Raw genomic sequence first — 23,880 nt, 5'->3', positions numbered from 1 at the left:
TCTGGGCGATTATTCCGCGGCCAGCGTTTTTGGATCGGCCAGCAAAACGATATCCCCCATGATGGCATTCAGCTCGAAATTCTTGGGCGTATAGACTTTGGCAACACCCATCGATCTGAGGCGATCCGCATCCTCGTCCGGGATGATGCCTCCGACGACAACTGGAATATCACCCAGACCTGCGTCTCGAAGGCGTGTCATCACTTCTTGAACCAGCGGCAGGTGGCTGCCCGACAGGATCGACAGGCCGATCACGTGGGCTTGCTGCTCGATGGCCGAAGCGACGATTTCGTCGGGGGTCAGGCGGATGCCGTCATAGGTGATTTCCATGCCGCAATCGCGGGCGCGGAAGGCGATCTGTTCGGCGCCGTTGGAATGACCGTCCAGCCCCGGCTTGCCGACCAGGAATTTCAGACGACGCCCCAGGCGGTCGCTGACCGCATCCACCGCCGTCCGCAGGTCGTCCAAGCCTTCGGTCTTGTTCGAGACCGACCCCGAAACGCCCGTCGGGCCACGATAGGTGCCAAAGACGCGGCGCATCTCTTCTGCCCATTCGCCGGTGGTGACACCGGCCTTGGCCGCGGCGATCGAGGGCTCCATGATGTTGGCGCCCGATTGCGCGGCGGCGCGCAGATCGGCCAGCGCCGCGACCACGGCGGCGTCATCGCGGGCGGCACGCCAGTCGTTCAGGCGATCGATCTGTTCCTGCTCGACCGCAGGGTCGACAACCATGATCCCGCCATCCTCGGTCTGCAGCGGCGAGGGCTCACCCTCGGTCCAGCGGTTCACGCCGACGACGATGGTCTCATTGCGCTCGATCCGGTTGAGCCGCTCGGCGTTGGAATCCACCAGCCGCGATTTCATGTAGTCGATCGCCGCAACCGCACCACCCATCGACTCTAGGTTGGCCAGCTCGGCCCGGGCGCCCTGCTTCAGTTCCTCGACCTTGGCATCGACCACCGGGTTGCCGTCGAACAGGTCGTCATATTCCAGCAGGTCGGTCTCGTAGGCCAGGATTTGTTGCATTCGCATCGACCATTGCTGGTCCCACGGGCGCGGCAGGCCCAGTGCTTCGTTCCAGGCGGGCAGCTGTACCGCCCGGGCACGCGCCTTTTTCGACAGGGTTACGGCCAGCATCTCGATCAGGATGCGATAGACGTTGTTTTCGGGCTGCTGCTCGGTCAGGCCCAGCGAGTTGACCTGAACGCCATAGCGGAATCGGCGGAACTTGGGGTTTTCCACCCCATAACGTTGTTGCAGGATTTCATCCCAGAGGTCGACAAAGGCCCGCATTTTGCACATTTCGGTGACAAACCGGATGCCCGCATTCACGAAGAACGAGATGCGGCCGCACAGCGCCGGAAAGTCCTCGGCCGGAACGCGGGGGCGCAGCTCGTCCAGAACCGCGATGGCGGTGGCCAGCGCATAGGCGAGCTCCTGCTCGGGCGTCGCGCCGGCCTCTTGCAGGTGATAGGAACACACGTTCATCGGGTTCCATTTCGGTACGTTCGAATAACAGTACTCGGCCACGTCCGCGATCATCTTCAGCGAAGGTTTGGGCGGGCAGACATAGGTGCCGCGGCTCAGGTATTCCTTGATCAGGTCATTCTGCACCGTGCCTTGCAGCTTGGACACATCGGCCCCCTGTTCCTCCGCCACCGCGATATACAACGCCAGCAGCCAAGGGGCTGTGGCGTTGATTGTCATCGACGTGTTCATCTGCTCCAGCGGGATCTGGTCGAACAGCACCCGCATGTCGCCCAGGTGGCAGACCGGCACACCGACCTTGCCGACCTCGCCGCGGGCAAGGGTGTGATCGCTGTCGTATCCGGTCTGCGTCGGCAGATCGAAAGCCACCGACAAGCCGGTCTGCCCTTTGGCCAGGTTGGACCGGTATAGCGCGTTCGAGGCCTTGGCCGTGGAATGACCGGCATAGGTTCGGATGAGCCAGGGGCGGTCTTTCTGCGTCTGCGTCATGGTCAGAGCCTCGTGCGTCGATGGGTAACAATATTTCTCTCATGGGTTCTAAAGCGCAATTTTCAGCACATGTCAATTCGCTGCGTTGCGGCATGTACGGCGTGCTGCCGATTGTGACAGCGGCGGTTTGATGGCACTGTGCGGGCATGACGCAGACCGTTGAGTTACCGATTTGGCTGTTTGTTCTGATCGTGGTGTTTGCCGCGGTCACTTTCGCCTCGCATTTCCTGTTCCCGTCGGTGCGCTGGTTCTTTCGCCGCCGGCTTGAACGGGCTGTTGAACGGTTGAACCAGCGCCTGCAACGGCCGATCCAGCCGTTCAAACTGGCCGAGCGTCATGACATGATCCAACGCCTGATCTATGACCCGCAGGTTGGTCAGGCTGTTCAGCACCACGCCGAAGAGCACGGCATCCCCGAAGCGGTCGCGTTCGAGCAGGCCCGGCGCTACGCCCGGGAAATCGTCCCGTCGTTTTCGGCCTTCATGTATTTCAGCTTTGCCATTCGGCTGGCACGGTGGTTGAGCAACGCGTTCTACAATGTCCGCCTCAGCCACGAGGACGAGGCCGTATTGAAGGAAATCGATCCCAAAGCAACCGTGGTCTTTGTGATGAATCACCGGAGCAACATGGATTATGTTCTGGTGACCTATTTGGCCGCGCAACAGTCGGCGCTGTCCTATGCGGTGGGCGAGTGGGCGCGGGTGTGGCCGCTCAGCCGGTTAATCCGCGCGATGGGGGCCTATTTCATCCGACGCAAGTCCGGCAGCGAACTCTACCGGCAGGTTCTGGCCAGCTATGTGCGCCTGGCCACCAATGCCGGTGTGACGCAGGCGATGTTCCCCGAGGGCGGTCTGAGCCTCACCGGGTCATTGGGACGACCCAAGCTGGGACTGCTGAAATACATCATCGACGGCACCAGCCCCGATGGGCGGGATGTGGTGTTCGTGCCGGTTGCGCTAAACTATGATCGGGTGCTGGAGGATACGATTCTGACCGCCGCCGCCCTGGGCAGCGAACGGCGGTTCCGTGCTCGGATCGGCGTGATCACAAGGTGGAGCCTGAAACAGATATGGCGCCGTATCATCGGGCGCTACAAACGGTTCGGTCTTGCCTCGGTTCGATACGGCCTGCCCATTTCGCTGCAGGAGTTCCGCGAACAAGCTGGCCCGGACCTGATCACGGATCTGGCTCGAGAGCTGATGCGCCGGATTGGCCAGGCGATTCCTTTGGTTCCAGCGCCCGCCGCGTGTTGGCTCGTTCGAGAAAACGGCACCATCTCAGAGTCTGACGTTCAGTCACGGATCGCCGAGCTGATGCGGCGGGAGGGCGCTACGGACGAAGATCTGAAATCCATCCCGCCTGCGATCGAACAGCTGGTCGAACGGCGAATACTGAGCAGAAACAACGGTATGCTGTCGCCATCGGTCGAGCGGCTGGATCTGATGAAGTATTATGCGGCCTCCGCGCACATAAGCGAAGACCCGGATGGTTCTGCGAATGCAAAGGAAATTTCTGCGGCCGCTGGGTCATAAAATTTCAATATTGATCCGAAATGGGTTGCAAAATTACTCACAGGCCAATATTCCAGCCTATGAAGCGCGCGATTCTGCGTCGCGGCGAACATGTTTGACAGAGGAGGCCACAATGGCTTTGGACACCGACGGCGGCATCGCGTCCTACGAGGCACCGGAAAAAGACCTCTACGAGATGGGTGAAATCCCTCCGATGGGATATGTGCCCAAACAGATGTATGCGTGGGCCATCCGCAAAGAGCGCCACGGTGAGCCCGACACTGCAATGCAGTTGGAAGTGGTCGATGTGCCCAAGCTGGACAGCCACGAAGTGCTGGTCCTGGTGATGGCGGCAGGCGTCAATTACAACGGCGTCTGGGCCTCGCTCGGCAAGCCGATCAGCCCCTTCGATGGTCACCAGGCACCGTATCACATTGCCGGATCGGATGCTTCGGGCATCGTCTGGGCGGTGGGCGACAAGGTGAAACGCTGGAAGGTCGGCGACGAGGTCGTGATCCACTGCAACCAGGACGATGGCGACGATGAAGAGTGCAACGGCGGCGATCCGATGTATTCGCCCAGCCAGCGGATCTGGGGCTATGAAACGCCTGATGGGTCATTTGCGCAATTCACCAACGTGCAGGCGCAACAGCTGATGCCGCGCCCCAAGCACCTGGCCTGGGAAGAAAGCGCCTGCTACACGCTGACGCTGGCCACCGCTTATCGGATGCTGTTCGGGCACGAGCCGCATGACCTGAAGCCGGGTCAGAACGTTCTGGTCTGGGGCGCGTCGGGGGGTCTGGGCTCCTATGCGATCCAGCTGATCAACACGGCCGGCGCTAACGCGATCGGTGTGATCTCGGACGAAAGCAAGCGCGACTTCGTCATGGGGCTGGGCGCCAAGGGCGTCATCAACCGCAAGGACTTCAACTGCTGGGGCCAGTTGCCCACGGTAAACACGCCTGAATATGCCGAGTGGTTCAAAGAGGCCCGCAAGTTCGGCAAGGCGATCTGGGACATCACGGGCAAGGGCGTGAACGTCGACATGGTGTTCGAACACCCCGGCGAGAGCACCTTCCCGGTCTCGACCTTTGTCGTCAAAAAAGGCGGCATGGTCGTGATCTGCGCCGGGACCACCGGCTACAACCTGACCTTTGACGTTCGGTACATGTGGATGCACCAGAAGCGTCTGCAGGGTTCGCATTTCGCGCACCTCAAGCAGGCGTCCGCTGCAAACCGGCTGATGCTTGAGCGGCGTCTCGATCCATGCATGTCCGAAGTGTTCACTTGGAAAGAACTACCCGAGGCGCACATGAAAATGATGCGGAACGAGCACAAGCCCGGCAACATGTCTGTCTTGGTTCAGGCCCCGCGTACGGGCATGCGGACCTTGGAAGAGGTTCTGGACGCCCGCGGTTGATCACCGCGCATTGAAAGCAAGCGCCCGCGAATCGCTTGGACGGTTCGCGGGCGTTTTGCGTTCGGAAGATGGGATATTGTTTTTCAATACCATGCACATTTGGGACCCGCTGTTTTTGGGGAGTAGAAAGCAGTGAATAGGCAAGAAAACAGCGTACATGTTATGGTTGTGTTAACCCTTCGTTAACTGTTTCGGAGAGACCATGATGGCGCGAAATGAGTGGATACTGGACGTATTGTCGGACCTCAACGCCTTCGCCGTTGCGAATGGGTTGACCGCGCTGGCCGAGCAGCTTGACGACACCAGGCTGATCGCCGCGGCCGAAATTGCGTCCCTGAACGATGAGGCAAAAGCGCCGTCGAATGGGAACACAGTTCGATTTGAGCCAGATCCTGGAGGATTTGGAAAACACCAGCACGCTTGACGAGCTGGGTGCGGTTGCAGTCCGCATCAGGGACAAACTGAAGGTCGATCACATCGTCTATCACTGGGTCGATGGCGCTGGCGATCAATATGGCTACACCACCTATCCGGATGCCTGGGCCGATCGATACCGTGAGCGCAACTATCACCGAATAGATCCCGTAATCCTGGGCTGCTTCCAGCGGTTTCATCCGGTCAACTGGAAATCTCTGAACTGGTCCGGCAAGGTCGCCAAAGCCTTTCTGCAAGATGCTTTGGATCATGGTGTCGGCAATCAAGGCTATTCGATCCCAATTCGTGGACCAAATGGCCAGTTCGCGCTTTTTACGGTCAATCACAGTTGCGGCGACGAGGCTTGGGAAGCCTTCATCGTGACCTATAGCCGCGAGTTGATACTGCTCGCCCACTACTTCAACCGCAAAGCTTTGGATTTCGAGCAGGACCGCAGGCCGGAATCCGCGCGCGGCCTCTCTCCGCGCGAGATCGACGCAATGACGCTGCTGGCCTTGGGCTACAGCCGGGCGCAGGTCGCGCACTCCTTGTCTATTTCCGAGCACACATTGCGTGTCTATATCGAAAGCGCCCGGTCCAAGCTGGGTGCTCTGAATACAACCCATGCCATCGCCACTGCCCTCAGCAGAGGATTAATAGTGGTTTAAGGCCCGTGCGAGGGCCACACGGGAAATTAACCACGACTTTGTACCCCCTTCGTTCCAGCACTGGACGACAAGGGGAAAAGTCATGCTGCGTTACGTTTACGCTGACGAGCTTCATAAATTTCCAAAATTGGCCGAGGGGATGTTTCGCGACCGCGCCGATCAATTCAAAACCCGCCTGGGATGGGATGTTCATGTCAATTCAAAAGGAGAGGAACGGGATCAGTATGATGCTCTGAACCCGCTTTATGTCATCTGGGAAGAGCCTGACGGCAGTCACGGCGGCTCGATGCGGGTATTGCCCACGACTGGCCCTGTCATGGTCAATGAGGTGTTCGGGCATCTGACGGGCGGCAGCCCAATCCGCAGCCCGCTGATCTGGGAGGTGACGCGGTTCTGCCTGTCCCGCACCGCTCATCCACACACGGCCGGGGCAATCATGCTGAGCGGGGGGGAGATCATGGAAGGCTTCGGTCTTACCCACATCGCCGGGGTCTTTGATGCAAGGATGATCCGTATCTATCGGCTGATCGGTTCCTCGCCGGTGGTCTTGGGCTCTGAGGGGGCGGGCCGTGACCAGATCTCGGTCGGTCTTTGGCCCTATTCCGCTGACGATTGCAACCGCGTGGCCGAGCGGGCGGGCATTCCGCGTGAGCTGTCGCGATTGTGGTTCAAGACGGCGTTCGGGTCCGCCGCGCGGCATCGGTTCGCACTGACTGCCTGACGTTGTATTCCGCATCTGGCGCAGGTTGGCGCGGCCCTGTAGGGTCGCGCCATGTCTCTGCCCAAGGTTACTTTTTCCGAAGATCAGGCCGCCGCGTTCGACAGCATTTCCCAGATGCTGAAAACCGCAGGCGTCGACCTGGAAGATGATGCGCTGCTCAAGCTGCCCGGCCAGGGCGAATCGGGCGTGATGGCGGTGATCGGCAAGGCCGGGTCGGGCAAAACCCTGCTGTTGGCCGAACTCTACAAGGCGCTGGCCGAGACCGGAGTTCAGATCGTCTCGGGCGATTTTGAAAGCCGCAAATCGAAGGACAAGCGCAGCCTTGCCATTCTGGCCCCGACCAACAAGGCCGCCAGTGTGCTGCGGTTGCGCGGTGTTCCGGCCACCACCATTCACCGGATTCTCTACACACCCGTCTATGATCCGGAATACGAGCGGATCGCCGAATGGCTGGCGGGCAACGACGACCGCCCCGAGATCGAAGGCCTGACCGACGAGGCGCTGGACCGCGCGGCCGCATTCTATGCCAACAACAAGTCAATCCCCGGCGCTCTGGCCGCCGCCGGCCTGCGCGGGTCGGATTTCATCACCGGCTGGAAACGGCGCGACGAGCCGCTGGATATCGGGTTCGTCGATGAGGCCTCGATGCTGGATGACCGGCAGTTCGAGGATCTCAAAGAGATCTTTCCCACCCTGCTGCTGTTCGGCGACCCGGCGCAGTTGGCACCGGTGAACCAGTCCGGGTCGATGGTGTTCGATGCTTTGCCGGAACCGCGCAAGCTGATCCTGCACCGGGTGCACCGGCAAGAGGCCGACAACCCCATTCTGGATCTGGCCCATGCGCTGGCCGATCCGGCCATGGGGTTCGAGGATTTCGAACGTCTTGTCGAGCAGACTGCCCGCAAGGATGACCGCGTGGTCTGGGGCCAGCGGGTCGAGGTTGACCTGATGGCCCGCAGCCCGGTTCTGGTCTGGCGGAACGCGACGCGTATCCGGCTGATCCAGGCCTTCCGCCAGGTGCATGGGGCCCCCGAAACCGAGCTGTTGGAAGGCGAACCGTTGATCTGCGACGGGATCGAGTTGCCGCTCAAGCACCGCAAGAAGCGGCTCGACCTCGAGGCGCGCGGGCTGATCAAGGGCGCACAGGTGATCTATCTGGGACCGGGGCGCAAGCCGGGGTTCTCGCGGCTGCATGTCATGGGGGCCGAAGACCCGCAGGTCAGCGCCGCCTCGATCGTGCAGATCGAAAAACCGGACGAGGAAGAGCCGTTCATCCCCTTTGCCGCGCGCATGGGGGCCACGTTTCTGCATGGGGCCGCCGTGACGATCCACAAGGCGCAGGGCTCGCAATGGGACACGGTGCAGGTCTTTGCCCCTGACCTTTATGCCGCCGCCCGCATGGGCCGGACCGAGGCCGGGCAACCCCTGTGGAAACGGCTGGCCTATGTGGCCATCACCCGCGCGCAAGAGCGGCTGATCTGGGTGGTGCGCAACCGGCTGTCCAAACCAAGCCACCCGTTGCGGGTTCACGACCTGCGCGCGGTCTCGGCCGCAAAACTTACGCTGGAGGCGGAGGAGACGTGAGGACGATCATTGTAACCGGGGCAAGTTCGGGCATTGGGCGGGCGACGGCCGAGCTGTTTCTGGACCAGGGTTGGAAGGTCGGCCTGCTGGCGCGCAGTGCGGACAAGCTGAGCCAGATGGCCGCAACGCGCAAAAACGCCATTCCCCTGGTGGCCGACGTAACCGACCCCCAAGCGGTGTCGGCGGCGTTCGATGAATTTCAGGCGCAGGCTGGACGGTTGGATGTTCTGTTCAACAACGCGGGTATTTTCGCGCCCGCAGGCACGATCGACGAGATCGCGCTGGACGACTGGTATCAGAGCGTCAACGTGAACCTGAACGGGATGTTTCTGTGCGCCCGCGCGGCCTTTGGCCTGATGCGCAGACAGGTGCCCAAGGGGGGCCGCATCATCAACAACGGCTCGATCGCGGCACATGTATCGCGCCCGAATTCGGTGCACTACACCGCCACCAAACACGCGATAACCGGGCTGACACGAAGCCTGTCGCTTGACGGCCGAGCCCATGGGATCGCCTGTGGGCAGATCGACATCGGGAATGACAGAACCCAGATGGTGCAGACCCTGGTCGATAGGGCGGTTGCTGAAGGGCGAGAGCCTGATCCGACGATGGCGGTCGAAGATGCCGCGCGCTCGGTCCTGCACATGGCCAGCCTGCCGCCCGAAGCCAACGTCCAGTTCATGACCGTGATGGCAACGACGATGCCGTATATAGGGCGCGGGTAGCGGTCAGTTTTCGCGCAGCAGTCGGAAAGCCGTCGAAGCGCCCCAGCCTGCGGCGATGGCAATGACAAGGGACATCAACCCGTACCAGACCGGCTGTTGGCGCGACATGTTGTAGAGAAACCGCTCGAGCCCGACTTTCCGAACGTCGATAACCGTCTCGAACTGCGAAATGACTTCGCCATTCCGCATCAGGAAGATGCGGGTCAGGTAGTCGCCTTCGGTCAGGTCGGCCGGCATCTCGATGGAGGTGCGGAATAGCGTTTGCTCATCCACGGCAACCGTGTTCTCACGGATCGAATACAGGCCCTCATCCTCGCGGATCCTAACGACAGCCCGGGCGAAATTCTGCGCCTCCCGGATATGCATGGCCGCCCCGACGGACCGGATCGCGCGCCGGATCGAGATGCGATAGCGCAGGTCTTCGGTGTCGGTGATGATGTCCGTGAACGGCGCGCTTGTGGCGACTGCGTAGAAGCTGGGTGCGGAATCGACCAGAACGCTGTCGGTATTCACCCAGATGCCGAATTTCTTTTCCTTGCGCCGCACCATGACCGGCTCGGACGGGCCCGCGACTGCCACGATCACCTCAAGCGGAGGGCCGGGCGGGATAGGCGCTTCGCGCTTGACGGCGCCAAAGATCAGAATCTCGGATCCATCGAAATCGGCGGTGATGGCTACGCGATCCTGGCTGAGGCCAAGAACGACCTGCTCATCCGCAGCGTGGACGGGGATGGTCAGGAACACAAAGGCGATGAACCAGCGCAACACGTCAATGCCCCCCATCGGTGCCAAGCGAGTAGAGCTCGGCCGGTTGCAACAACAGATCCAGGGCCAGCTTGCCGCAAACCGCCAAGACAAGAGCTGCCAGCAGAACGCGCAGCTGCTCGGCCGGGATGCGTGCCCCCAGCACGGTCCCGATCTGAGCCCCGATCACCCCGCCAACCAACAGTAGGACAGCCAGCACGATATCGACCGTAAAGTTGGTCGTGGCGTGCAGCATGGTGGTGAAGCCAGTGACGAAAATAATCTGGAAAAGGGATGTCCCCACAACCACTTTGGTCGGCATTCCCAACAGGTAGATCATGGCGGGCACCATGATGAACCCGCCGCCCACGCCCATGATCGCCGACAACACACCGACGAACAGGCCGACAAGCACCGGCGGGATGACTGAGATATAGAGCCCCGAGGTCCGGAACCGCATCTTGAACGGCAGGGCGTGGATCCACCCCCTCTGGCGCCGTTTGACAGGGACTGCACCGGCTTTTCGGGACCTGCGCAGTGCATTGAGGCTTTCAAAGAACATCAGCCCGCCAATGACGCCCAGAAAGACGACATAGCAGAGCTTGACCAGCAGATCGACCTGACCCAGGCTTTTGAGATAGTTGAAGAAGACAACGCCCACGGCGGCGCCGATCAGACCACCCACAAGAAGGACCGTGCCCATCTTCAGATCGACCGTCTTTCTTCGGAAATGCGCCAGCACGCCCGAGAATGACGAGGCAACGATCTGGTTCGCCTCGGTTGCCACGGCAACGGCAGGTGGGATGCCGATAAAGAACAGCAGCGGGGTCATCAAAAAGCCGCCACCGACACCGAACATGCCGGACAGAATTCCCACCATGCCGCCAAGGCCCAGCAGCAGAAAGGCGTTCACGGAGACTTCGGCGATAGGCAGATAGATATGCATGTGGTCTAGCCGATCCGTGCTGCGGTGGACTGGTTACAACGATCAAAGGTGGGTGCGCTGCGTTGGGCGAGGGAATGCACTGGCGAGTACACGGCGGTTTCTAGGGAAAAACTGGTCACGGTCAAACCCCCGCCAATTCAGATAGCGAATAGAATTCCGTCGGAGCCAAGATCAGTTCCAGCCCGACTTTTCCGGCCACGATCATGACCAGTACCGCCAGCAAAACCCGCAGCTGCTCAGCCTTCAACCGGGCGCCGACCATGCTGCCGAACTGGGCCCCAACGACACCCCCGATCAACAGGAACAAGGCCAGCACGATATCCACGCTGTAGTTGGTCGAAGCGTGTATCATCGTCGTGAACCCGGCCACGAAAATGATCTGAAACAGCGAGGTTCCGATCACCACCTTTGTTGGCATTCCCAGGATATAGATCATTGCCGGAACCATGATGAACCCGCCGCCAACGCCCATGATGGCCGACAGGATTCCGACGCCAAAGCCGACCAGGATGGGTGGAATGACCGAGATGTACAGGTTTGATTCGCGGAACCGCATTTTGAACGGCAGTGCATGAACCCAGGTGCGTTGGCGACGTGCGGTCGGTGGGGTGCCGCCCGCTGCCCGTGACCGGCGGATTGCACGCAGGCTCTCAACGAACATCAAGGTGCCGATGAGGCCAAGAAACACGACGTAACACAGCTGGACCGCCAGATCGACCTGCCCCAAATGCTTGAGATAGTTGAAGACGAGCATCCCCAGCGTCGCGCCCAGCAGGCCGCCACCCAGCAGAACCGATCCCATCTTCAGGTCTACGGTCCTGCGCTTGAGATGTGCCATCAGCCCCGAAAATGAGGATGCCACGACCTGGTTGGCCGATGTTGCCACGGCGACCGCCGGCGGAATACCGATCAGAAACAGCAGTGGCGTGATCAGAAAACCGCCTCCCACTCCGAACATGCCGGACAGAACGCCCACAGAAACACCAATCGCCAGCAGGACAAACGGGCTAACGGATACTTCGGCTATGGGAAGGTAGACGTGCATACCCTCTTAGAGCGCTTGCGGCATGCAAAATCAACTCTGCATGCCGCTTTGCAGCAAACAGGACTGAAAAGCAGTCCTGAACTGGCCTTATCAGCGCTCTTTCACATAAGGCTCGCCACCGGCCCTTGGCGGGACCGCTTTGCCGACGAAACCCGCCAGGATCACCACGGTCAGGATATAGGGCAGCGCGTCCATGACCTGAACGGGGATTATGATGCCGCCCAGGTCGATATTCTGGAACCGCAAAGCAACCGCCTGCAGCAGCCCGAACAGCAAACACGCCCACATGGCGTGCCACGGCCGCCACTTGGCAAAGATCAGTGCGGCTAGTGCGATAAAGCCCCGACCAGCCGTCATGTCTTTGACGAACCCTGCCTGCAACGCGGTAGCCAAATAGGCCCCGGCGATGCCACACAGCACGCCACAGATGGCGACGGCCGCGTAGCGAAGCCCCACCACCGAGACGCCCGCGGTGTCTACTGCCGCCGGGTTTTCACCCACGGCGCGCAGGCGCAGGCCAAAGCGGGTGCGGAACAGCACCCACCAGGTGGCGGGCACCATCAGGAACGCCACGTAGACAAGAATCGAGTGGCCTGAGAGCAGCTCGGCATAGATGGGGCCGATGATCGGCACACCGCTCAGTGCCTCGGCGAAGGGGAAGTTGATTGGCTCGAACCGGCCGCCTCCGAACAGCGACGGCGTGCGGCCGCCTTGCTGGAACCAGTCCTGCGCCACCAGCACGGTCATGCCGGCAGCCAGAAAGTTGATGGCGACACCGGAAATCAGCTGGTTGCCCCGGAACGTGATCGAGGCAAGCCCGTGCAGGCCAGACAGCGCCAAGGACGATGCGATGCCGGCCAGCAGGCCCAGCCATACCGACCCGGTGACCGCGGCAACGGCGGCCGAAAAGAATGCGGCCATCAGCATCTTGCCTTCCAGGCCGATGTCGAAAATGCCAGCGCGTTCCGAATACAAGCCGGCCAGGCAGGCCAGCAGCAGCGGTGTGGCCAGGCGAATGGTCGAGTCCAGAACCTGGACGATCGTCAGGAACAACTCCATCAGTTCGTCTCCTTCCGCAGGGCCAGGAACAGCTTTTCAAGCGGCATGCGGACCATGTTGTCCAGCGCCCCGGTGAAAAGGATCACCAGTGCCTGGATCACCACGATCAGTTCGCGCGGGATCGAGGTCCACAGGGCCAGTTCAGCGCCCCCCTGATAGAGGAAGCCAAACAGGATGGCCGCGAGGAATACGCCGAACGGGTGCGAGCGGCCCATCAGGGCCACCGCGATGCCGATGAAGCCCGCGCCCTCGGTCGAGTTCAGAACCAGCCGCTCGGCCTCACCCATGACGTTGTTGATTGCCATCAGGCCCGCCAGAGCGCCCGAAATCAGCATCGCCACGATGGTGATGCGCACCGGTGAGATACCGGCATAGACCGCACCGGTTTCCGAATGCCCATAAGCCCGAATTTCATAGCCCAGGCGAGTGCGCCAGATCAGCGCCCAGACTACGATGCAGGCGATGACCGCGATGATCAGCGAGATGTTGGCCGGAGCCGCCTTGGAGAAGTTGATCCCGATCGGGGCCAGCATCTCGTGCAGGGTGGGCAGATGTACCGCCTCGGCAAAGCGGGCGGTCGCCGGGTCCTGCGAGCCGGCCGGTCGCATCACGTTGACCAGCATGTAGTTCAGCAGCGCCGCAGCGATGAAGTTGAACATGATCGTGGTGATCACGATATGGCTGCCGCGCTTGGCCTGCAGATAGGCCGGTATCGCAGCCCAAGCCGCGCCGAACAGCATGCCGGCGGCCATCGCAGCCAGCAGAGCGATGCTCCAATGCGGCCACGGCACATAGAGGCACACCATGGCTACGCCCAGTCCGCCCAACATGGCCTGACCTTCGCCGCCGATGTTGAACAGACGTGCGTGGAAGGCCACTGCAACCGCCAGACCGGTGAACATGAAGTTGGTGGCATAATACAGGGTATAACCCCAGCCATAGGTCGACCCCAGCGCGCCGGTGACCATCAGGTTCACCGCCTCGACCGGGTTTTCGCCAATGGCCAGAATGACCAGTGTCGACAGGATTGCGGCCAGGATCAGACTGATGAGCGGGATCAGAATGACGTCGGCCCATTTGGGCATCTTATCCATGTTACGCGGCCTCCCCCGCAACACCGGCCATCAACAGGCCCAGTTCTTTTTCATCCGTTTCATGGGGCAAGCGCTCGCCCATGATATGTCCGTCGAACATCACCGCGATCCGGTCGGACAGTGAGAAGATCTCTTCCAGTTCGACCGAGACCAGCAGGATCGCCTTGCCCTGATCGCGCAGGGCGACGATCTGCTTGTGAATGAACTCGATCGCGCCGATGTCCACGCCGCGGGTCGGCTGGCCCACCAGCAGCAAATCGGGGTTTCGCTCGATTTCGCGTGCAACCACGATCTTCTGCTGGTTTCCACCCGAAAAGTTCTTGGCCGACAGCCAGCCATTAGGCGGACGCACGTCGAATTTCTCGATTTTGCGTTCTGTGTCGGCGCGCAGGGCGGCGTTGTTCATGAAAATCCCGCGCTGATAGGCGGGGTCTCGGTGATAGCCGAAGGCCACGTTTTCCCAGGCGTGGAAGTCCATGATCAGACCTTCGCGTTGCCGGTCCTCGGGCACATGGGCGATGCCTTGGGCGCGCCGGGCCTGACCGTCCGCCTCGGGTCCGCTGAGCGCCAGAGGCGTACCATTCAGTTTGATCACGCCTGATCCCGGGCGCATGCCGCCCAACACTTCGAGCAGCTCGGACTGCCCGTTGCCCGCGACGCCCGCGATGCCCACGATCTCGCCCGCGCGGACAGTCAGGTCGATGCCTTTGACGCGCTCGACGCCCGCCGAATCCGTCACCCGCAGGTTCTCGATTTCCAGAATCGGCTTGCCGGGTTTGGCCGGCACCTTGTCGACGCGCAGCAGAACCTTGCGCCCGACCATCAGCTCGGCCAGTTCCTCGGGGTTGGTCTCGGCGGTCTTGACCGTGGCGGTCATCTGTCCGCGGCGCATCACCGACACTGTGTCGGTGGCTTCCATGATCTCGCGCAGCTTGTGGGTGATCAGGATGATGGTCTTCCCTTCGGCGCGCAGCCGGTCGAGGATGCGGAACAGCTGGTCGGCCTCGGCCGGGGTCAGCACCCCGGTAGGTTCGTCCAGAATCAGAATCTCCGCCTTGCGGTACAGCGCCTTTAGGATTTCTACCCGCTGTTGCATGCCCACGCCGATCTCGTCGATGCGCTTGTCGGGGTCCACGAACAGCTCGTATTCTTCCTCGAGCTCTTTCAGCTCTTTCCGGGCCTTGGCCAGCGAGGGGGCCAGCAGCCCGCCATCTTCGGCGCCCAGAACGATGTTTTCCAGAACGGTGAAATTCTCGACCAGCTTGAAATGCTGAAAGACCATGCCGATACCCGCGGCGATCGCGGCCTGGCTGTCGGGGATGTCGGTCTTTTTGCCGTTGATCCAGATTTCACCTTTGTCGGCCTTGTAGAAGCCGTACAGAATGCTCATCAGCGTGGACTTGCCCGCACCGTTTTCACCGATGATCCCGTGGATCGTGCCGGGGGCGACGCTGATCGAGATGTCCTTGTTCGCTTGAACTGGCCCAAAGGCTTTGGAAATCCCTTTGAGCTCGATGGCGGGGACTGTCATGTCTTGTCCTCGATTGCCGTAGAAGCTGCGCTGATTTCGCAATCATTCGGTCGTGGCGAAACAGCGGCATGAGTGGATGCGGGACGGGAGGTTTCCCCCGCCCCGCGCGATATCAGAACTGCAGTGCCGGGCAGCTGTCGTTCTCGTAGTAGCTGACGACGGTGACATTGCCGTCGATGATGTCGCGGCGCGCCTTTTCGACGGCGGCCTTCATCTCGTCGCTTACCAGCGAGGCGTTGTTTTCATCCATGGCAACGCCGACACCGTCCTGTGCCAGCCCCATGGTGAACTTGCCGGTCTCGACATCTTCGCCTGCTTTCATGGCGTCATAAACGGCCACATCCACGCGCTTGAGCATCGAGGTCAGGACCTTGCCCGGGTGCAGGTGGTTCTGGTTGCTGTCCACGCCGATCGACAGGATGCCTTCGTCGGCCGCGGTCTGCAGAACACCGACGCCGGTACCGCCTGCGGCGGCGTAGATCACGTCAGCGCCTTGGCTGATCTGAGCTTTGGTCAGCTCAGAGCCCTTCACCGGGTCGTTCCATGCGGCCGGGGTGGTGCCGGTCATGTTGGCGACGACGTTGATGTCAGGGTTTACGGCCTTTGCGCCCTGGGCGTAGCCGCAACCAAAGTGCCGGATCAGCGGAATGTCCATGCCGCCGATGAAGCCGACGGTACCCGACTTGGATGCCATCGCGGCCATCATGCCGACCAGGTACGAGCCTTCATGCTCGGCGAACGAGACCTGGCGGATGTTCGGCGCGTCCAGCCAGCTGACGTCGACGGCGACGAACTTGGTGTCGGGATAGTCAGGTGCGACGGCGGCCAGCGGATCAGCCATGGCAAAGCCCATGGTGATGATCGGGTTTGCACCGGCTTCAGCGAAACGACGCAGGGCTTGTTCGCGCTGCGCTTCCGACTGCAGCTCGATTTCGCGATAAGACTTGCCGGTCTGGTCGGCCCAGCGCTTGGCGCCGTTATGGGCTGCTTCGTTGAACGATTTGTCGAACTTGCCGCCCAGATCGAAGATGATCGCTGGTTCGGCCAGCGCCGCTCCTGCGGTCAGTGCGAACGCGGCGGCCGCGCCCATCAAGGATTTCATCAGGGTCATCATATACTCCCGTTGTTTTTTATGGCTTCGGGGCAGGGGCTTTTGCCCAGCCCCGCTCAGAGCGAGCAGAACTGCTGTGATAGCGGCAATTAAGGCCGTCTGAAACAGCCATGGTCAACCGCTTTTTGACCATTTGGTCTCAGAAATGCCCGGCTTTCGTCAGGGTAGCGCGCGCTCCATCAAGATTGCATCTACTTTGTCAGCCTTGCCGCGTCGGTAATATCCCGGCCGAAGACCGCAGCGCGCATAGCCGCAACTTTGGTAGAGTGCAATGGCGGCCGCGTTGTCCGATGCCACCTCAAGAAACGCCCGGCGCGCACCCAGATCGCGAGCCCTGTCGTGCCATGCCTGCATGCAGACGCGGCCCAGACCCTGCCGCTGGTGATCGGGGTGCGTCGCGATGGTCAGCAGCTCGGCCTCGTCGCCGATGACCTGGATCAAGGCAAATGCTGTTTTGTTTCCAACGACATGGATGAAGCGGTTGGTAAGAAGCTCAGCAAATTCATCAGCGGTCCATGGGCGGGACTGGGTGAAAGCCGCGCCGTGGGTCTCGGCCATTTCCTGTGGGGTCATGGGTCCAGCAAAGGCGGCGGCGTATCGCGCGACGGGGCGGCATCCGCGGGGCGAACGTACAGGGGGGCAGGGGAGTCTGACACAAGGTCAACACGTCCAGAAGCAATCCGGGCGATGGCCCGGACGACTGCATCCGCATCGTCGCACAAAAACAGGGCGCCAAGTGATTCTGCCTGTCCCTGCGTCATCAGTTGCGGCGTCCCGTCGGGCGCTTGCACATAAACTTGGTCGCGGGGGGCGGGAATGGCAGGGATCCGCCCTTTGGGCGCCAAGGCCGCCAAGGCTTCAAGGCCCGAAACGCCGATTGCCGGCTTGTTCAATCCAAGCGCCAGCCCTCGGGCGGCAGAGACCGAGATGCGAATTCCTGTGAAATTGCCCGGACCCGTCCCGACACCGATCGCGTCGATATCCGCCCAAGAAACCCCGCCTTCTGCCAGTATGTCCTGAAGCAGAGGCATCAGGCGTTCTGCCTGGCCTCGGGTCAAGGTTTCGGCGCGGCTCAAGACGATGTCTGGCCCGCGCAGCAAAGCGGCCGCGCAATGCGCGGCCGATGTGTCAAATGCCAGAATTGTTTGATCAGACGGCAACAGGGCGAACCTCGGTCACCTCGGGGATGTAATGGCGGAGCAGGTTCTCGATTCCCATCTTCAGGGTCAGCGTTGAGGACGGGCACCCAGCGCAGGCGCCTTGCATATGCAGGTAGACGACGCCGCGGTCAAAGCCGTGGAAGGTGATGTCACCGCCGTCCTGCGCCACGGCGGGGCGCACGCGGCTGTCCAGCAATTCCTTGATCTGGTTGACGATTTCCGAGTCCTCACCCGAATGTTCAGCATGGCCGGACGCGGTTTCCACCCCGGCCCCCATCACCGGCTGGCCGGACTGGTAGTGCTCCATCACGGCGCCCAGGATGGCGGGTTTGATGTGGTCCCACTGCACGCCGTCGTCTTTGGTGACGGTCACGAAGTCATTGCCGAAGAAAACTCCGGTCACACCGCTGACCGCAAAGATGCGCTGCGCCAGCGGCGAGTTCTGCGCGGCTTCGGCAGTCGGGAAATCCGCTGTACCGGCCTCGAGCACGGTCTGACCGGGCAGGAATTTCAGCGTGGCCGGGTTGGGCGTGGATTCGGTCTGGATGAACATGGCGCGCTCCGTATCAGTTGGCTCTGATATGCGCGTCAGTGGCCGGGAAGTCAAGATTTGGAACGGTTCTAAATAGCTGCGGCCTGTCGGATTGCCATGTCCAGCCGGTCATCGCCCCAATAAAGCTCCTCATCCACGACAAAACTGGGGGCGCCGAAGATCCCCAGCGATTTGGCGCGGGCAACCTGTTCAAACAGAGAACTCTTGATGTCAGCGTCCGCGGTCCGGTCGATCATGTCCTCGGGGAGGCCGGCGGCGGACAGGGCGCTGCGAAGAACAGGCTCTTCGGAAATGTTCAGGCCTTGGCCAAACTGCGCGGCGAAAACGGCGCGGGAAAACGCAGCGCGCGCTTCACCCTGAGGGATGGCGAGCGCAAGGCGTGCGGCCTTCAGGCCGTTCTGCGGAAACTCGGCAGGTCGGGTCAGGGGCAGGTCACGCTGCCGGCACAGCCGTTCCATGTCGCGCCACATGTACCGCCCCTTGGTCGGATAGATGTTGAACGGCGAGGTTTTCCACCCCTGCTCGGCAAAAATGGGACCCAGAAGGAATGGCTGCCAGTCCACCTGCACGCCGCAGGCTGCCGCGTCCCGTTCGACCCGCATGGCGCTGAGGTAGGAATAGGTCGAGGCGAAATCGAACCAGAAGTGCAGGGTGGCGGGCATCAGGTGATCTCTTCGAGCTTCTCCTTGCTCAGGTCGCCCGGAACGATGGTGATCGGAATCGGCAAGCTGCCGGAATTCCGCGTCAACTGAGTGACCAGTGGACCCGGGCCCTTCTTGTCGGTACCCGCACCCAGAACAAGGACGCCGATCTCGGGATCCGAGCGGACATGCTCGATGATCTGCGGAACGGGTTCACCCTCGCGGATCGCCAGTTCCGGCTCGATCCCCTGCTTGTCGCGCATCCATTTGGCAAATACCTCGAAATGCGCATGGATACGCTCGCGGGCTTCTTCCCGCATCACTTCGGCCACGCCGATCCAGTGGTTGAACTCGTCCGGAGGAATGACCGAGAGGATGGTCACCCCCCCGCCCGTATGCGCAGCACGCATTGCGGCGAAACGCATGGCGTTCAGGCACTCGCGGCTATCGTCAAGAACTACAAGGAACTTGCGCATGAATGTCCTCTTCGGTTTTCGGGATCATGCCCGAGCATTCGGTGTCTGGCAACTCGGGCCGCGACGGGCCTTCGCTTATTGGTTGCTGGCCGCCCAGTCCCAGTAGAGCGCGCGCGTGCGGCGCGTGATAGGGCCAATCTGATATTGGGTGTCGTCCAGTGCGGTCACGGGCGTGACCTTGTTCATGTTGCCGGACATGAACACTTCGTCCGCGTCGTGAAAATCGTCGAAGGTCAGAACAGTTTCGTGAACCGTCACACCGTCGCGCCGCAGATTGTCGATGTGCCGCGCACGGGTGATGCCTGCAAGGAAGGTGCCGTTCGGTGCCGGAGTAAACACCTCGCCATCCTTGGCCATGAAGATGTTGGCCGTTGCGGTTTCTGCCACGTTGCCCATGGCATCGGTCACCAATGCGTTTGAGAACCCCTTGGATCGTGCTTCCGCCAGCATTCGGGCGTTGTTGGGGTACAGACACCCGGCCTTGGCGTTGACTACCGCGCTTTCCAGAACCGGGCGGCGGAAGCGGGTGGTCGTCAGCGTGACCGAGGCCGCCTCGGGCGCCATCGGGATTTCTTCGAGGCAGATGGCAAAGCCTGTGCTGTCACCCTGCGGCACGATCGCCGTCGCGTCTCCGTCGATCCCCCAGTACATCGGGCGAATGTAGACGGCGGCCTCGGTCGGGTAAGCTTCAAGACCTTCGCGGATCAGTTCGACCATCTGTTCGGTGGTCACGGTCGGAGTGAGCATCAGCGCCTCGGCCGAGCGGTTCACCCGGTCGCAATGCGCGGCCAGATCCGGGGTCATGCCATCAAATCGGCGGGCTCCGTCAAACACTGACGAACCCAACCAGGCCCCGTGGTCCGCAGCCCGCATGATCGGGGCATCGCCATCGTGCCATGTGCCATCGAAATAAGTGCGGATATTCTTGCCGACTGCCATTTTGCCCTCCGTCAATTCCGCCGAACCGTAGGAGCGCGCGCGCCTGAGGTCCAGCAGATTATCCCGTCGCCATAGGCAACACGTCGCGCTTGACCATTGCGCGCAGGGCGAAGTTGGAGCGCAGGTTGCGGATGCCGGGAATCTGCATCAGCCGGTTTTCCAGAAACGCGTCAAAGGCGGTCAGGTCACGCGCCACGACACGCAGCAGGATGTCGCGCGAGCCGGTCATTAGGTAACACTCCATCACCTCATCGCATCGCAGGATGGCGCGTTCGAAGGCGTCGATGGCGTTGCGATCCTGTTTCTCAAGTTCGACAGACACGAAAATCGTGACGCCAAAGCCCAGCTTCTCGGGGTCGACCTGAGCCGAGTATCCGGTGATCACCCCGTCGCGGCGCAGGCGGTCCAGGCGTCGCGCGCAGGGTGTGGGCGAAAGGCCCACCTTTTCGGCCAGGTCCAGAACGGTCATGCGCCCGTCCTGCTGCAGCGCGCGCACGATCTTGCGGTCGATCTGATCCATGGGGAAAATCCCTAAAATTGTCGGCTCGGATTATTATTATCGCCAAGAGCAATGTGTTGGCCAGCACGTATTGGCGAAAATCGCTCGGTCGGATGTGGCAGACTCGATCTGTCATTCCGGAGGAGAAAAATGGAAATAACCACGATTGACGCGCCAGATCACGAGCGTGTGGTCGAATTCAAAGACGCCGCCAGCGGGCTTTCGGGCTTTGTGGCGATCCACTCCACGCAATTGGGGCCTGCAGCGGGTGGCGTGCGGATGCGCACCTATGGCCACCCGTCCGAGGCGCTGGACGATGCGCTGCGCCTGTCGCGGGGCATGACCTACAAGAACGCCGCGGCCGATCTGCCGCTGGGCGGGGGCAAGGCCGTCATCATCGGCGACCCGACCGCGGACAAGACGCCCCGGTTGCTGCAGGCCTTCGGGCGCGTGGTCCAAAGCCTTGGCGGCCAATACTGGACTGCCGAGGACATGGGCATGACCCCGGCCGACATGGCCCAGATCGGCACCGAAACCGAATATGTCGCCGGTCTGCCCGATGGCCCCTTCGCCAGCGGCGACCCGTCGCCCATCACCGCCCGCGGGATCTTCAACGCCATCCGCGTGACTGCGCGGCATCGGTTCGGGTCCGCGGACCTGAGCGGCAAGACCGTCTCGGTGCAGGGGCTGGGTCATGTGGGCGAACATCTGTGCGCGCTGCTGAATGACGCAGGGGCGAAACTGGTGATCACCGACATCGATACGGGCCAGACCGCCCGGCTGGCGGACCGGTTCGCGGCGCAGACCGTCGCGCCCGATGCGATCTATGCGGCCGAGGCGGATATTTTCGCGCCCTGCGCGATCGGCGGCATTCTGAACGAAACCAGCATTCCGTTGCTGAAGGTCGGCGCGGTGGCCGGTGGAGCCAACAACCAGCTGGCGACCGATGCCGACGCGCAGCGCCTGCATGACCGCGGCATCATCTACGCCCCGGATTTCGTGGCCAATGGCGGCGGGATCGTGAACGTCGCGACCGAGATCCTGAAGATCAAGGACCGCGAAGCCTGGGTCGGTCAGCGGCTCGAAGCGCTGGAGCGGACGATGGACCGCATCCTGACCCGCGCCAAGGTCGATGGCGTCAGCCCCCATGCGGTGGCCGAATCCATCGTCGAGGAAAAACTGCACCCGCAGGCCGCCTGACCTGCAACGAAAAACGCCGCCCCGGATAAGGGGCGGCGCTGCAGTTTCTGTCTGGGTCTCAGGCGCGGCCGGCGCCCACCATCCCCACGATCTCGTAGGTGCGGCTGAGGATCGGAGCCGCGATCTCCCGTGCCCGTTCCGCGCCACGGTCCAGGATCCTATCGATCTCGGCCTGATCGCCCATCAGCCGCGCCATCTCGGTCGAGATCGGCGACAGCCTTGCAACCGCCAGATCGGCCAGCATCGGCTTGAATTCACCGAACTGCTTGCCACCGACCTCGGCCAGAACCTGCTCGACCGTCTGATCGCTGAGCGCGGCATAGATGTTGACCAGGTTGCGCGCCTCGGGGCGGCCTTCCAGCCCGTCCACCTCCGAGGGCAGGGCATCAGGGTCGGTCTTTGCCTTGCGGATCTTCTTGGCGATGGTGTCGGCATCGTCGGTCATGTTGATCCGGCTCATGTCGGACGGATCCGACTTGGACATTTTCTTGGCCCCGTCGCGCAGGCTCATCACGCGCGTCGCCGCGCCCTCGATCACCGGCTCGGTAATCGGGAAGAAATCGACGCCATAGTCGTGGTTGAACTTGATGGCGATGTCGCGGGTCAGCTCAAGATGCTGTTTCTGGTCGTCGCCCACCGGGACATGGGTCGCGTGATAGACCAGAATGTCGGCGGCCATCAGCGAGGGATAGGCGAACAGGCCCAGCGAGGCGTTCTGCTGGTTCTTGCCCGCCTTGTCCTTCCACTGGGTCATGCGCTGCATCCAGCCCATGCGCGCGACACAGTTGAAGATCCAGGCCAGTTGCGCGTGCTCGGGCACCTGGGACTGGTTGAACAGGATCGACTGTTCCGGGTCGATGCCGGCGGCGATGAAACCTGCGCACAGCTCGCGCGTGGAATGCGCCAGTTCCTTGGGGTCCTGCCAGACGGTGATCGCGTGAAGATCGACCATGCAGTACACGGTCTCCATCTCCGGCCCTTGCATATCCACAAAACGCTTGAGCGCACCAAGGTAGTTGCCAAGATGCAGGTTTCCCGAGGGCTGGATGCCGGAAAACACGCGCGGCGTGAACTTGGTCTCGGTCATGGAAGGGAACTCCCGTCTGGAAAAATAAGCCTCCGTCGCTTACCCATGAGGCAAAGGGACGTCAACAGCCGCGAAAGGCCCGCCCAATGAGCAGCGAGCATTACACACCCCCCGTGAACCCCCTGCCACCCGTGGTGGTGGCGCTGGTCTTGTTCATCATGGGGATCGAACTTGCCTTCACCCTCGGCACGCGCGGCCTGGTCGGCGGACCGGGCGCGGTGGGCTGGCGGCTGGAGGCGATCCAGCGCTATTCCTTCTCGGCGGACATCTTCGACTGGATGGTGATGAACGGACGTTGGCCGGTCGAGCATGTGATCCGGTTTTTCACCTACCCCTTCGTGTCAGGCAGCTTTACCCAGGCGCTTTTTGTCTGCGTCTTCGTTTTGGCGATGGGCAAGATGGTGGGCGAGGTTTTTGGCGGTTTTGCGATGCTGGTGATCTTTGTGCTGTCCGGCGTGGGCGGGGCGTTGGCCTATGCGGTGCTGCTGGACCCGCGCTATCCGCTGGTCGGGGGCTTCCCGCCGGTCTACGGCCTGATCGGCGCGTTCACCTGGCTGTTATGGCGAAGGCTGTCGCTGGTCGGAGAGAACCAGGCGCGGGCGTTCCAGTTGATCGCGGTGCTGATGGGCATCCAACTGCTGTTCGGGCTGATCTTCGGCGGCACCTCGGATTGGGTGGCCGATCTGGGTGGGTTCGCGACCGGGTTCGGGCTGTCGTTTTTCGTGGCGCCGGGCGGATGGGCGCGTCTGGTGGGGCGTATCCGGCGGGACTGAGG

At 61.7% G+C, this 23,880-nt stretch carries 25 protein-coding genes; 9 read left to right on the top strand and 16 right to left on the bottom strand.

Translation table 11 applies throughout. The features are described 5' to 3' along the window. Positions 1-9 precede the first annotated feature (9 nt). Complete coding sequence (locus AC2FNZ_RS01305) at positions 10-1,977, bottom strand: protein meaA (RefSeq protein WP_496839286.1); 1,968 nt, start codon at positions 1,975-1,977, stop codon at positions 10-12. A gap of 146 nt (positions 1,978-2,123) precedes the next feature. Here AC2FNZ_RS01305 and AC2FNZ_RS01300 point away from each other — a divergent pair, with 146 nt between their 5' ends. The 7 genes from AC2FNZ_RS01300 (at position 2,124) to AC2FNZ_RS01270 (ending at position 9,020) form a co-directional block, all read left to right on the top strand. Next, entirely contained in the window at positions 2,124-3,509 is a 1,386-nt protein-coding gene (locus AC2FNZ_RS01300; RefSeq protein ID WP_496839284.1) for a 1-acyl-sn-glycerol-3-phosphate acyltransferase, read from the top strand. A 112-nt stretch (positions 3,510-3,621) separates the two neighbouring features. After that, positions 3,622-4,908, top strand: coding sequence for a crotonyl-CoA carboxylase/reductase (ccrA, locus tag AC2FNZ_RS01295; RefSeq protein ID WP_496839283.1), 1,287 nt, complete (start codon positions 3,622-3,624; stop codon positions 4,906-4,908). 205 nt (positions 4,909-5,113) lie between these two features. Further along, on the top strand, positions 5,114-5,332 hold the full coding sequence (locus AC2FNZ_RS01290; protein ID WP_170369618.1) for a hypothetical protein: 219 nt from the start codon (positions 5,114-5,116) through the stop codon (positions 5,330-5,332). Further along, positions 5,271-5,990: a helix-turn-helix transcriptional regulator gene (locus AC2FNZ_RS01285; protein WP_496839282.1), complete on the top strand. Its 720-nt coding sequence runs from the start codon at positions 5,271-5,273 to the stop codon at positions 5,988-5,990. The genes AC2FNZ_RS01290 and AC2FNZ_RS01285 overlap by 62 nt, the downstream gene beginning before the upstream one ends. A gap of 82 nt (positions 5,991-6,072) precedes the next feature. Beyond that, complete coding sequence (locus tag AC2FNZ_RS01280) at positions 6,073-6,711, top strand: acyl-homoserine-lactone synthase (RefSeq protein WP_093963463.1); 639 nt, start codon at positions 6,073-6,075, stop codon at positions 6,709-6,711. A gap of 51 nt (positions 6,712-6,762) precedes the next feature. Continuing rightward, positions 6,763-8,295 carry an ATP-dependent DNA helicase gene (locus tag AC2FNZ_RS01275; protein ID WP_496839281.1) on the top strand — a complete coding sequence of 511 codons (1,533 nt, stop codon included), beginning with the start codon at positions 6,763-6,765 and terminating at the stop codon, positions 8,293-8,295. Then, positions 8,292-9,020 carry an SDR family oxidoreductase gene (locus AC2FNZ_RS01270; RefSeq protein ID WP_496831912.1) on the top strand — a complete coding sequence of 243 codons (729 nt, stop codon included), beginning with the start codon at positions 8,292-8,294 and terminating at the stop codon, positions 9,018-9,020. The genes AC2FNZ_RS01275 and AC2FNZ_RS01270 overlap by 4 nt, the downstream gene beginning before the upstream one ends. A gap of 3 nt (positions 9,021-9,023) precedes the next feature. Here the strand turns inward: AC2FNZ_RS01270 and AC2FNZ_RS01265 are convergent, their stop codons facing one another. From AC2FNZ_RS01265 to AC2FNZ_RS01200, 14 genes are all read right to left on the bottom strand, one after another. Beyond that, the gene (locus tag AC2FNZ_RS01265) at positions 9,024-9,803 is read right to left on the bottom strand and encodes a TIGR02186 family protein (protein ID WP_170342165.1); all 780 of its coding nucleotides are present in this window, start codon (positions 9,801-9,803) and stop codon (positions 9,024-9,026) included. Continuing rightward, the gene (locus tag AC2FNZ_RS01260) at positions 9,790-10,710 is read right to left on the bottom strand and encodes a sulfite exporter TauE/SafE family protein (protein WP_093963459.1); all 921 of its coding nucleotides are present in this window, start codon (positions 10,708-10,710) and stop codon (positions 9,790-9,792) included. Before AC2FNZ_RS01260 ends, AC2FNZ_RS01265 begins: the two co-directional genes overlap by 14 nt. A gap of 121 nt (positions 10,711-10,831) precedes the next feature. After that, entirely contained in the window at positions 10,832-11,755 is a 924-nt protein-coding gene (locus AC2FNZ_RS01255; RefSeq protein WP_496839280.1) for a sulfite exporter TauE/SafE family protein, read from the bottom strand. 90 nt (positions 11,756-11,845) lie between these two features. Further along, positions 11,846-12,814: an ABC transporter permease gene (locus tag AC2FNZ_RS01250; protein WP_093963457.1), complete on the bottom strand. Its 969-nt coding sequence runs from the start codon at positions 12,812-12,814 to the stop codon at positions 11,846-11,848. Further along, positions 12,814-13,908, bottom strand: a complete 1,095-nt coding sequence (locus tag AC2FNZ_RS01245; RefSeq protein ID WP_093963456.1) for an ABC transporter permease — start codon at positions 13,906-13,908, stop codon at positions 12,814-12,816. The genes AC2FNZ_RS01250 and AC2FNZ_RS01245 overlap by 1 nt, the downstream gene beginning before the upstream one ends. A gap of 1 nt (position 13,909) precedes the next feature. Then, the gene (locus AC2FNZ_RS01240) at positions 13,910-15,439 is read right to left on the bottom strand and encodes an ABC transporter ATP-binding protein (RefSeq protein ID WP_093963455.1); all 1,530 of its coding nucleotides are present in this window, start codon (positions 15,437-15,439) and stop codon (positions 13,910-13,912) included. 112 nt (positions 15,440-15,551) lie between these two features. Next, positions 15,552-16,550 (bottom strand): BMP family lipoprotein, encoded by a 999-nt coding sequence (locus tag AC2FNZ_RS01235; RefSeq protein ID WP_093963454.1) that lies wholly within the window; start codon positions 16,548-16,550, stop codon positions 15,552-15,554. A gap of 159 nt (positions 16,551-16,709) precedes the next feature. Continuing rightward, positions 16,710-17,123 (bottom strand): ribosomal protein S18-alanine N-acetyltransferase, encoded by a 414-nt coding sequence (gene rimI / locus AC2FNZ_RS01230; RefSeq protein WP_093963453.1) that lies wholly within the window; start codon positions 17,121-17,123, stop codon positions 16,710-16,712. Further along, positions 17,120-17,710 carry a tRNA (adenosine(37)-N6)-threonylcarbamoyltransferase complex dimerization subunit type 1 TsaB gene (gene tsaB, locus AC2FNZ_RS01225; RefSeq protein WP_496839278.1) on the bottom strand — a complete coding sequence of 197 codons (591 nt, stop codon included), beginning with the start codon at positions 17,708-17,710 and terminating at the stop codon, positions 17,120-17,122. Before tsaB ends, rimI begins: the two co-directional genes overlap by 4 nt. Beyond that, entirely contained in the window at positions 17,700-18,263 is a 564-nt protein-coding gene (locus AC2FNZ_RS01220) for a NifU family protein (RefSeq protein WP_093963451.1), read from the bottom strand. Before AC2FNZ_RS01220 ends, tsaB begins: the two co-directional genes overlap by 11 nt. Before the next feature lie 68 nt (positions 18,264-18,331). Next, positions 18,332-18,925 (bottom strand): 2-hydroxychromene-2-carboxylate isomerase, encoded by a 594-nt coding sequence (locus tag AC2FNZ_RS01215; RefSeq protein WP_496839277.1) that lies wholly within the window; start codon positions 18,923-18,925, stop codon positions 18,332-18,334. Next, positions 18,925-19,380 carry a universal stress protein gene (locus AC2FNZ_RS01210; protein ID WP_170342153.1) on the bottom strand — a complete coding sequence of 152 codons (456 nt, stop codon included), beginning with the start codon at positions 19,378-19,380 and terminating at the stop codon, positions 18,925-18,927. Before AC2FNZ_RS01210 ends, AC2FNZ_RS01215 begins: the two co-directional genes overlap by 1 nt. A 75-nt stretch (positions 19,381-19,455) precedes the next feature. Beyond that, entirely contained in the window at positions 19,456-20,319 is an 864-nt protein-coding gene (locus AC2FNZ_RS01205; protein ID WP_496839275.1) for a branched-chain amino acid aminotransferase, read from the bottom strand. A gap of 58 nt (positions 20,320-20,377) precedes the next feature. After that, entirely contained in the window at positions 20,378-20,839 is a 462-nt protein-coding gene (locus tag AC2FNZ_RS01200) for an Lrp/AsnC family transcriptional regulator (protein ID WP_170589561.1), read from the bottom strand. A 129-nt stretch (positions 20,840-20,968) separates the two neighbouring features. Between AC2FNZ_RS01200 and AC2FNZ_RS01195 the strand changes: the two genes are divergently transcribed. Next, on the top strand, positions 20,969-22,018 hold the full coding sequence (locus AC2FNZ_RS01195; RefSeq protein ID WP_496839274.1) for a Glu/Leu/Phe/Val family dehydrogenase: 1,050 nt from the start codon (positions 20,969-20,971) through the stop codon (positions 22,016-22,018). Between the two features lie 58 nt (positions 22,019-22,076). Here the strand turns inward: AC2FNZ_RS01195 and trpS are convergent, their stop codons facing one another. Further along, positions 22,077-23,105 carry a tryptophan--tRNA ligase gene (gene trpS, locus AC2FNZ_RS01190; protein ID WP_093963445.1) on the bottom strand — a complete coding sequence of 343 codons (1,029 nt, stop codon included), beginning with the start codon at positions 23,103-23,105 and terminating at the stop codon, positions 22,077-22,079. An 86-nt stretch (positions 23,106-23,191) separates the two neighbouring features. Between trpS and AC2FNZ_RS01185 the strand changes: the two genes are divergently transcribed. After that, the gene (locus AC2FNZ_RS01185) at positions 23,192-23,878 is read left to right on the top strand and encodes a rhomboid family intramembrane serine protease (protein ID WP_170342144.1); all 687 of its coding nucleotides are present in this window, start codon (positions 23,192-23,194) and stop codon (positions 23,876-23,878) included. Positions 23,879-23,880 lie beyond the last annotated feature (2 nt).

The organism is Ruegeria sp. SAZA006, assembly GCF_059613465.1.
Note: the sequence above shows the minus strand (reverse complement) of the source record. Positions and strands in the feature narration are given on the sequence as shown.

Excerpts from the sequence above, each read along its gene's own strand:
- AC2FNZ_RS01305 (WP_496839286.1), bottom strand. The coding sequence starts at position 1,977 with ATGACGCAGACGCAGAAAGACCGCCCCTGGCTCATCCGAACCTATGCC.
- AC2FNZ_RS01300 (WP_496839284.1), top strand. The coding sequence starts at position 2,124 with ATGACGCAGACCGTTGAGTTACCGATTTGGCTGTTTGTTCTGATCGTG.
- ccrA (WP_496839283.1), top strand. The coding sequence starts at position 3,622 with ATGGCTTTGGACACCGACGGCGGCATCGCGTCCTACGAGGCACCGGAA.
- AC2FNZ_RS01290 (WP_170369618.1), top strand. The coding sequence starts at position 5,114 with ATGGCGCGAAATGAGTGGATACTGGACGTATTGTCGGACCTCAACGCC.
- AC2FNZ_RS01285 (WP_496839282.1), top strand. The coding sequence starts at position 5,271 with ATGGGAACACAGTTCGATTTGAGCCAGATCCTGGAGGATTTGGAAAAC.
- AC2FNZ_RS01280 (WP_093963463.1), top strand. The coding sequence starts at position 6,073 with ATGCTGCGTTACGTTTACGCTGACGAGCTTCATAAATTTCCAAAATTG.
- AC2FNZ_RS01275 (WP_496839281.1), top strand. The coding sequence starts at position 6,763 with ATGTCTCTGCCCAAGGTTACTTTTTCCGAAGATCAGGCCGCCGCGTTC.
- AC2FNZ_RS01265 (WP_170342165.1), bottom strand. The coding sequence starts at position 9,803 with ATGGGGGGCATTGACGTGTTGCGCTGGTTCATCGCCTTTGTGTTCCTG.
- AC2FNZ_RS01260 (WP_093963459.1), bottom strand. The coding sequence starts at position 10,710 with ATGCATATCTATCTGCCTATCGCCGAAGTCTCCGTGAACGCCTTTCTG.
- AC2FNZ_RS01255 (WP_496839280.1), bottom strand. The coding sequence starts at position 11,755 with ATGCACGTCTACCTTCCCATAGCCGAAGTATCCGTTAGCCCGTTTGTC.
- AC2FNZ_RS01250 (WP_093963457.1), bottom strand. The coding sequence starts at position 12,814 with ATGGAGTTGTTCCTGACGATCGTCCAGGTTCTGGACTCGACCATTCGC.
- AC2FNZ_RS01245 (WP_093963456.1), bottom strand. The coding sequence starts at position 13,908 with ATGGATAAGATGCCCAAATGGGCCGACGTCATTCTGATCCCGCTCATC.
- AC2FNZ_RS01240 (WP_093963455.1), bottom strand. The coding sequence starts at position 15,439 with ATGACAGTCCCCGCCATCGAGCTCAAAGGGATTTCCAAAGCCTTTGGG.
- AC2FNZ_RS01235 (WP_093963454.1), bottom strand. The coding sequence starts at position 16,550 with ATGACCCTGATGAAATCCTTGATGGGCGCGGCCGCCGCGTTCGCACTG.
- rimI (WP_093963453.1), bottom strand. The coding sequence starts at position 17,123 with ATGACCCCACAGGAAATGGCCGAGACCCACGGCGCGGCTTTCACCCAG.
- AC2FNZ_RS01220 (WP_093963451.1), bottom strand. The coding sequence starts at position 18,263 with ATGTTCATCCAGACCGAATCCACGCCCAACCCGGCCACGCTGAAATTC.
- AC2FNZ_RS01215 (WP_496839277.1), bottom strand. The coding sequence starts at position 18,925 with ATGCCCGCCACCCTGCACTTCTGGTTCGATTTCGCCTCGACCTATTCC.
- AC2FNZ_RS01210 (WP_170342153.1), bottom strand. The coding sequence starts at position 19,380 with ATGCGCAAGTTCCTTGTAGTTCTTGACGATAGCCGCGAGTGCCTGAAC.
- AC2FNZ_RS01205 (WP_496839275.1), bottom strand. The coding sequence starts at position 20,319 with ATGGCAGTCGGCAAGAATATCCGCACTTATTTCGATGGCACATGGCAC.
- AC2FNZ_RS01200 (WP_170589561.1), bottom strand. The coding sequence starts at position 20,839 with ATGGATCAGATCGACCGCAAGATCGTGCGCGCGCTGCAGCAGGACGGG.
- AC2FNZ_RS01195 (WP_496839274.1), top strand. The coding sequence starts at position 20,969 with ATGGAAATAACCACGATTGACGCGCCAGATCACGAGCGTGTGGTCGAA.
- trpS (WP_093963445.1), bottom strand. The coding sequence starts at position 23,105 with ATGACCGAGACCAAGTTCACGCCGCGCGTGTTTTCCGGCATCCAGCCC.
- AC2FNZ_RS01185 (WP_170342144.1), top strand. The coding sequence starts at position 23,192 with ATGAGCAGCGAGCATTACACACCCCCCGTGAACCCCCTGCCACCCGTG.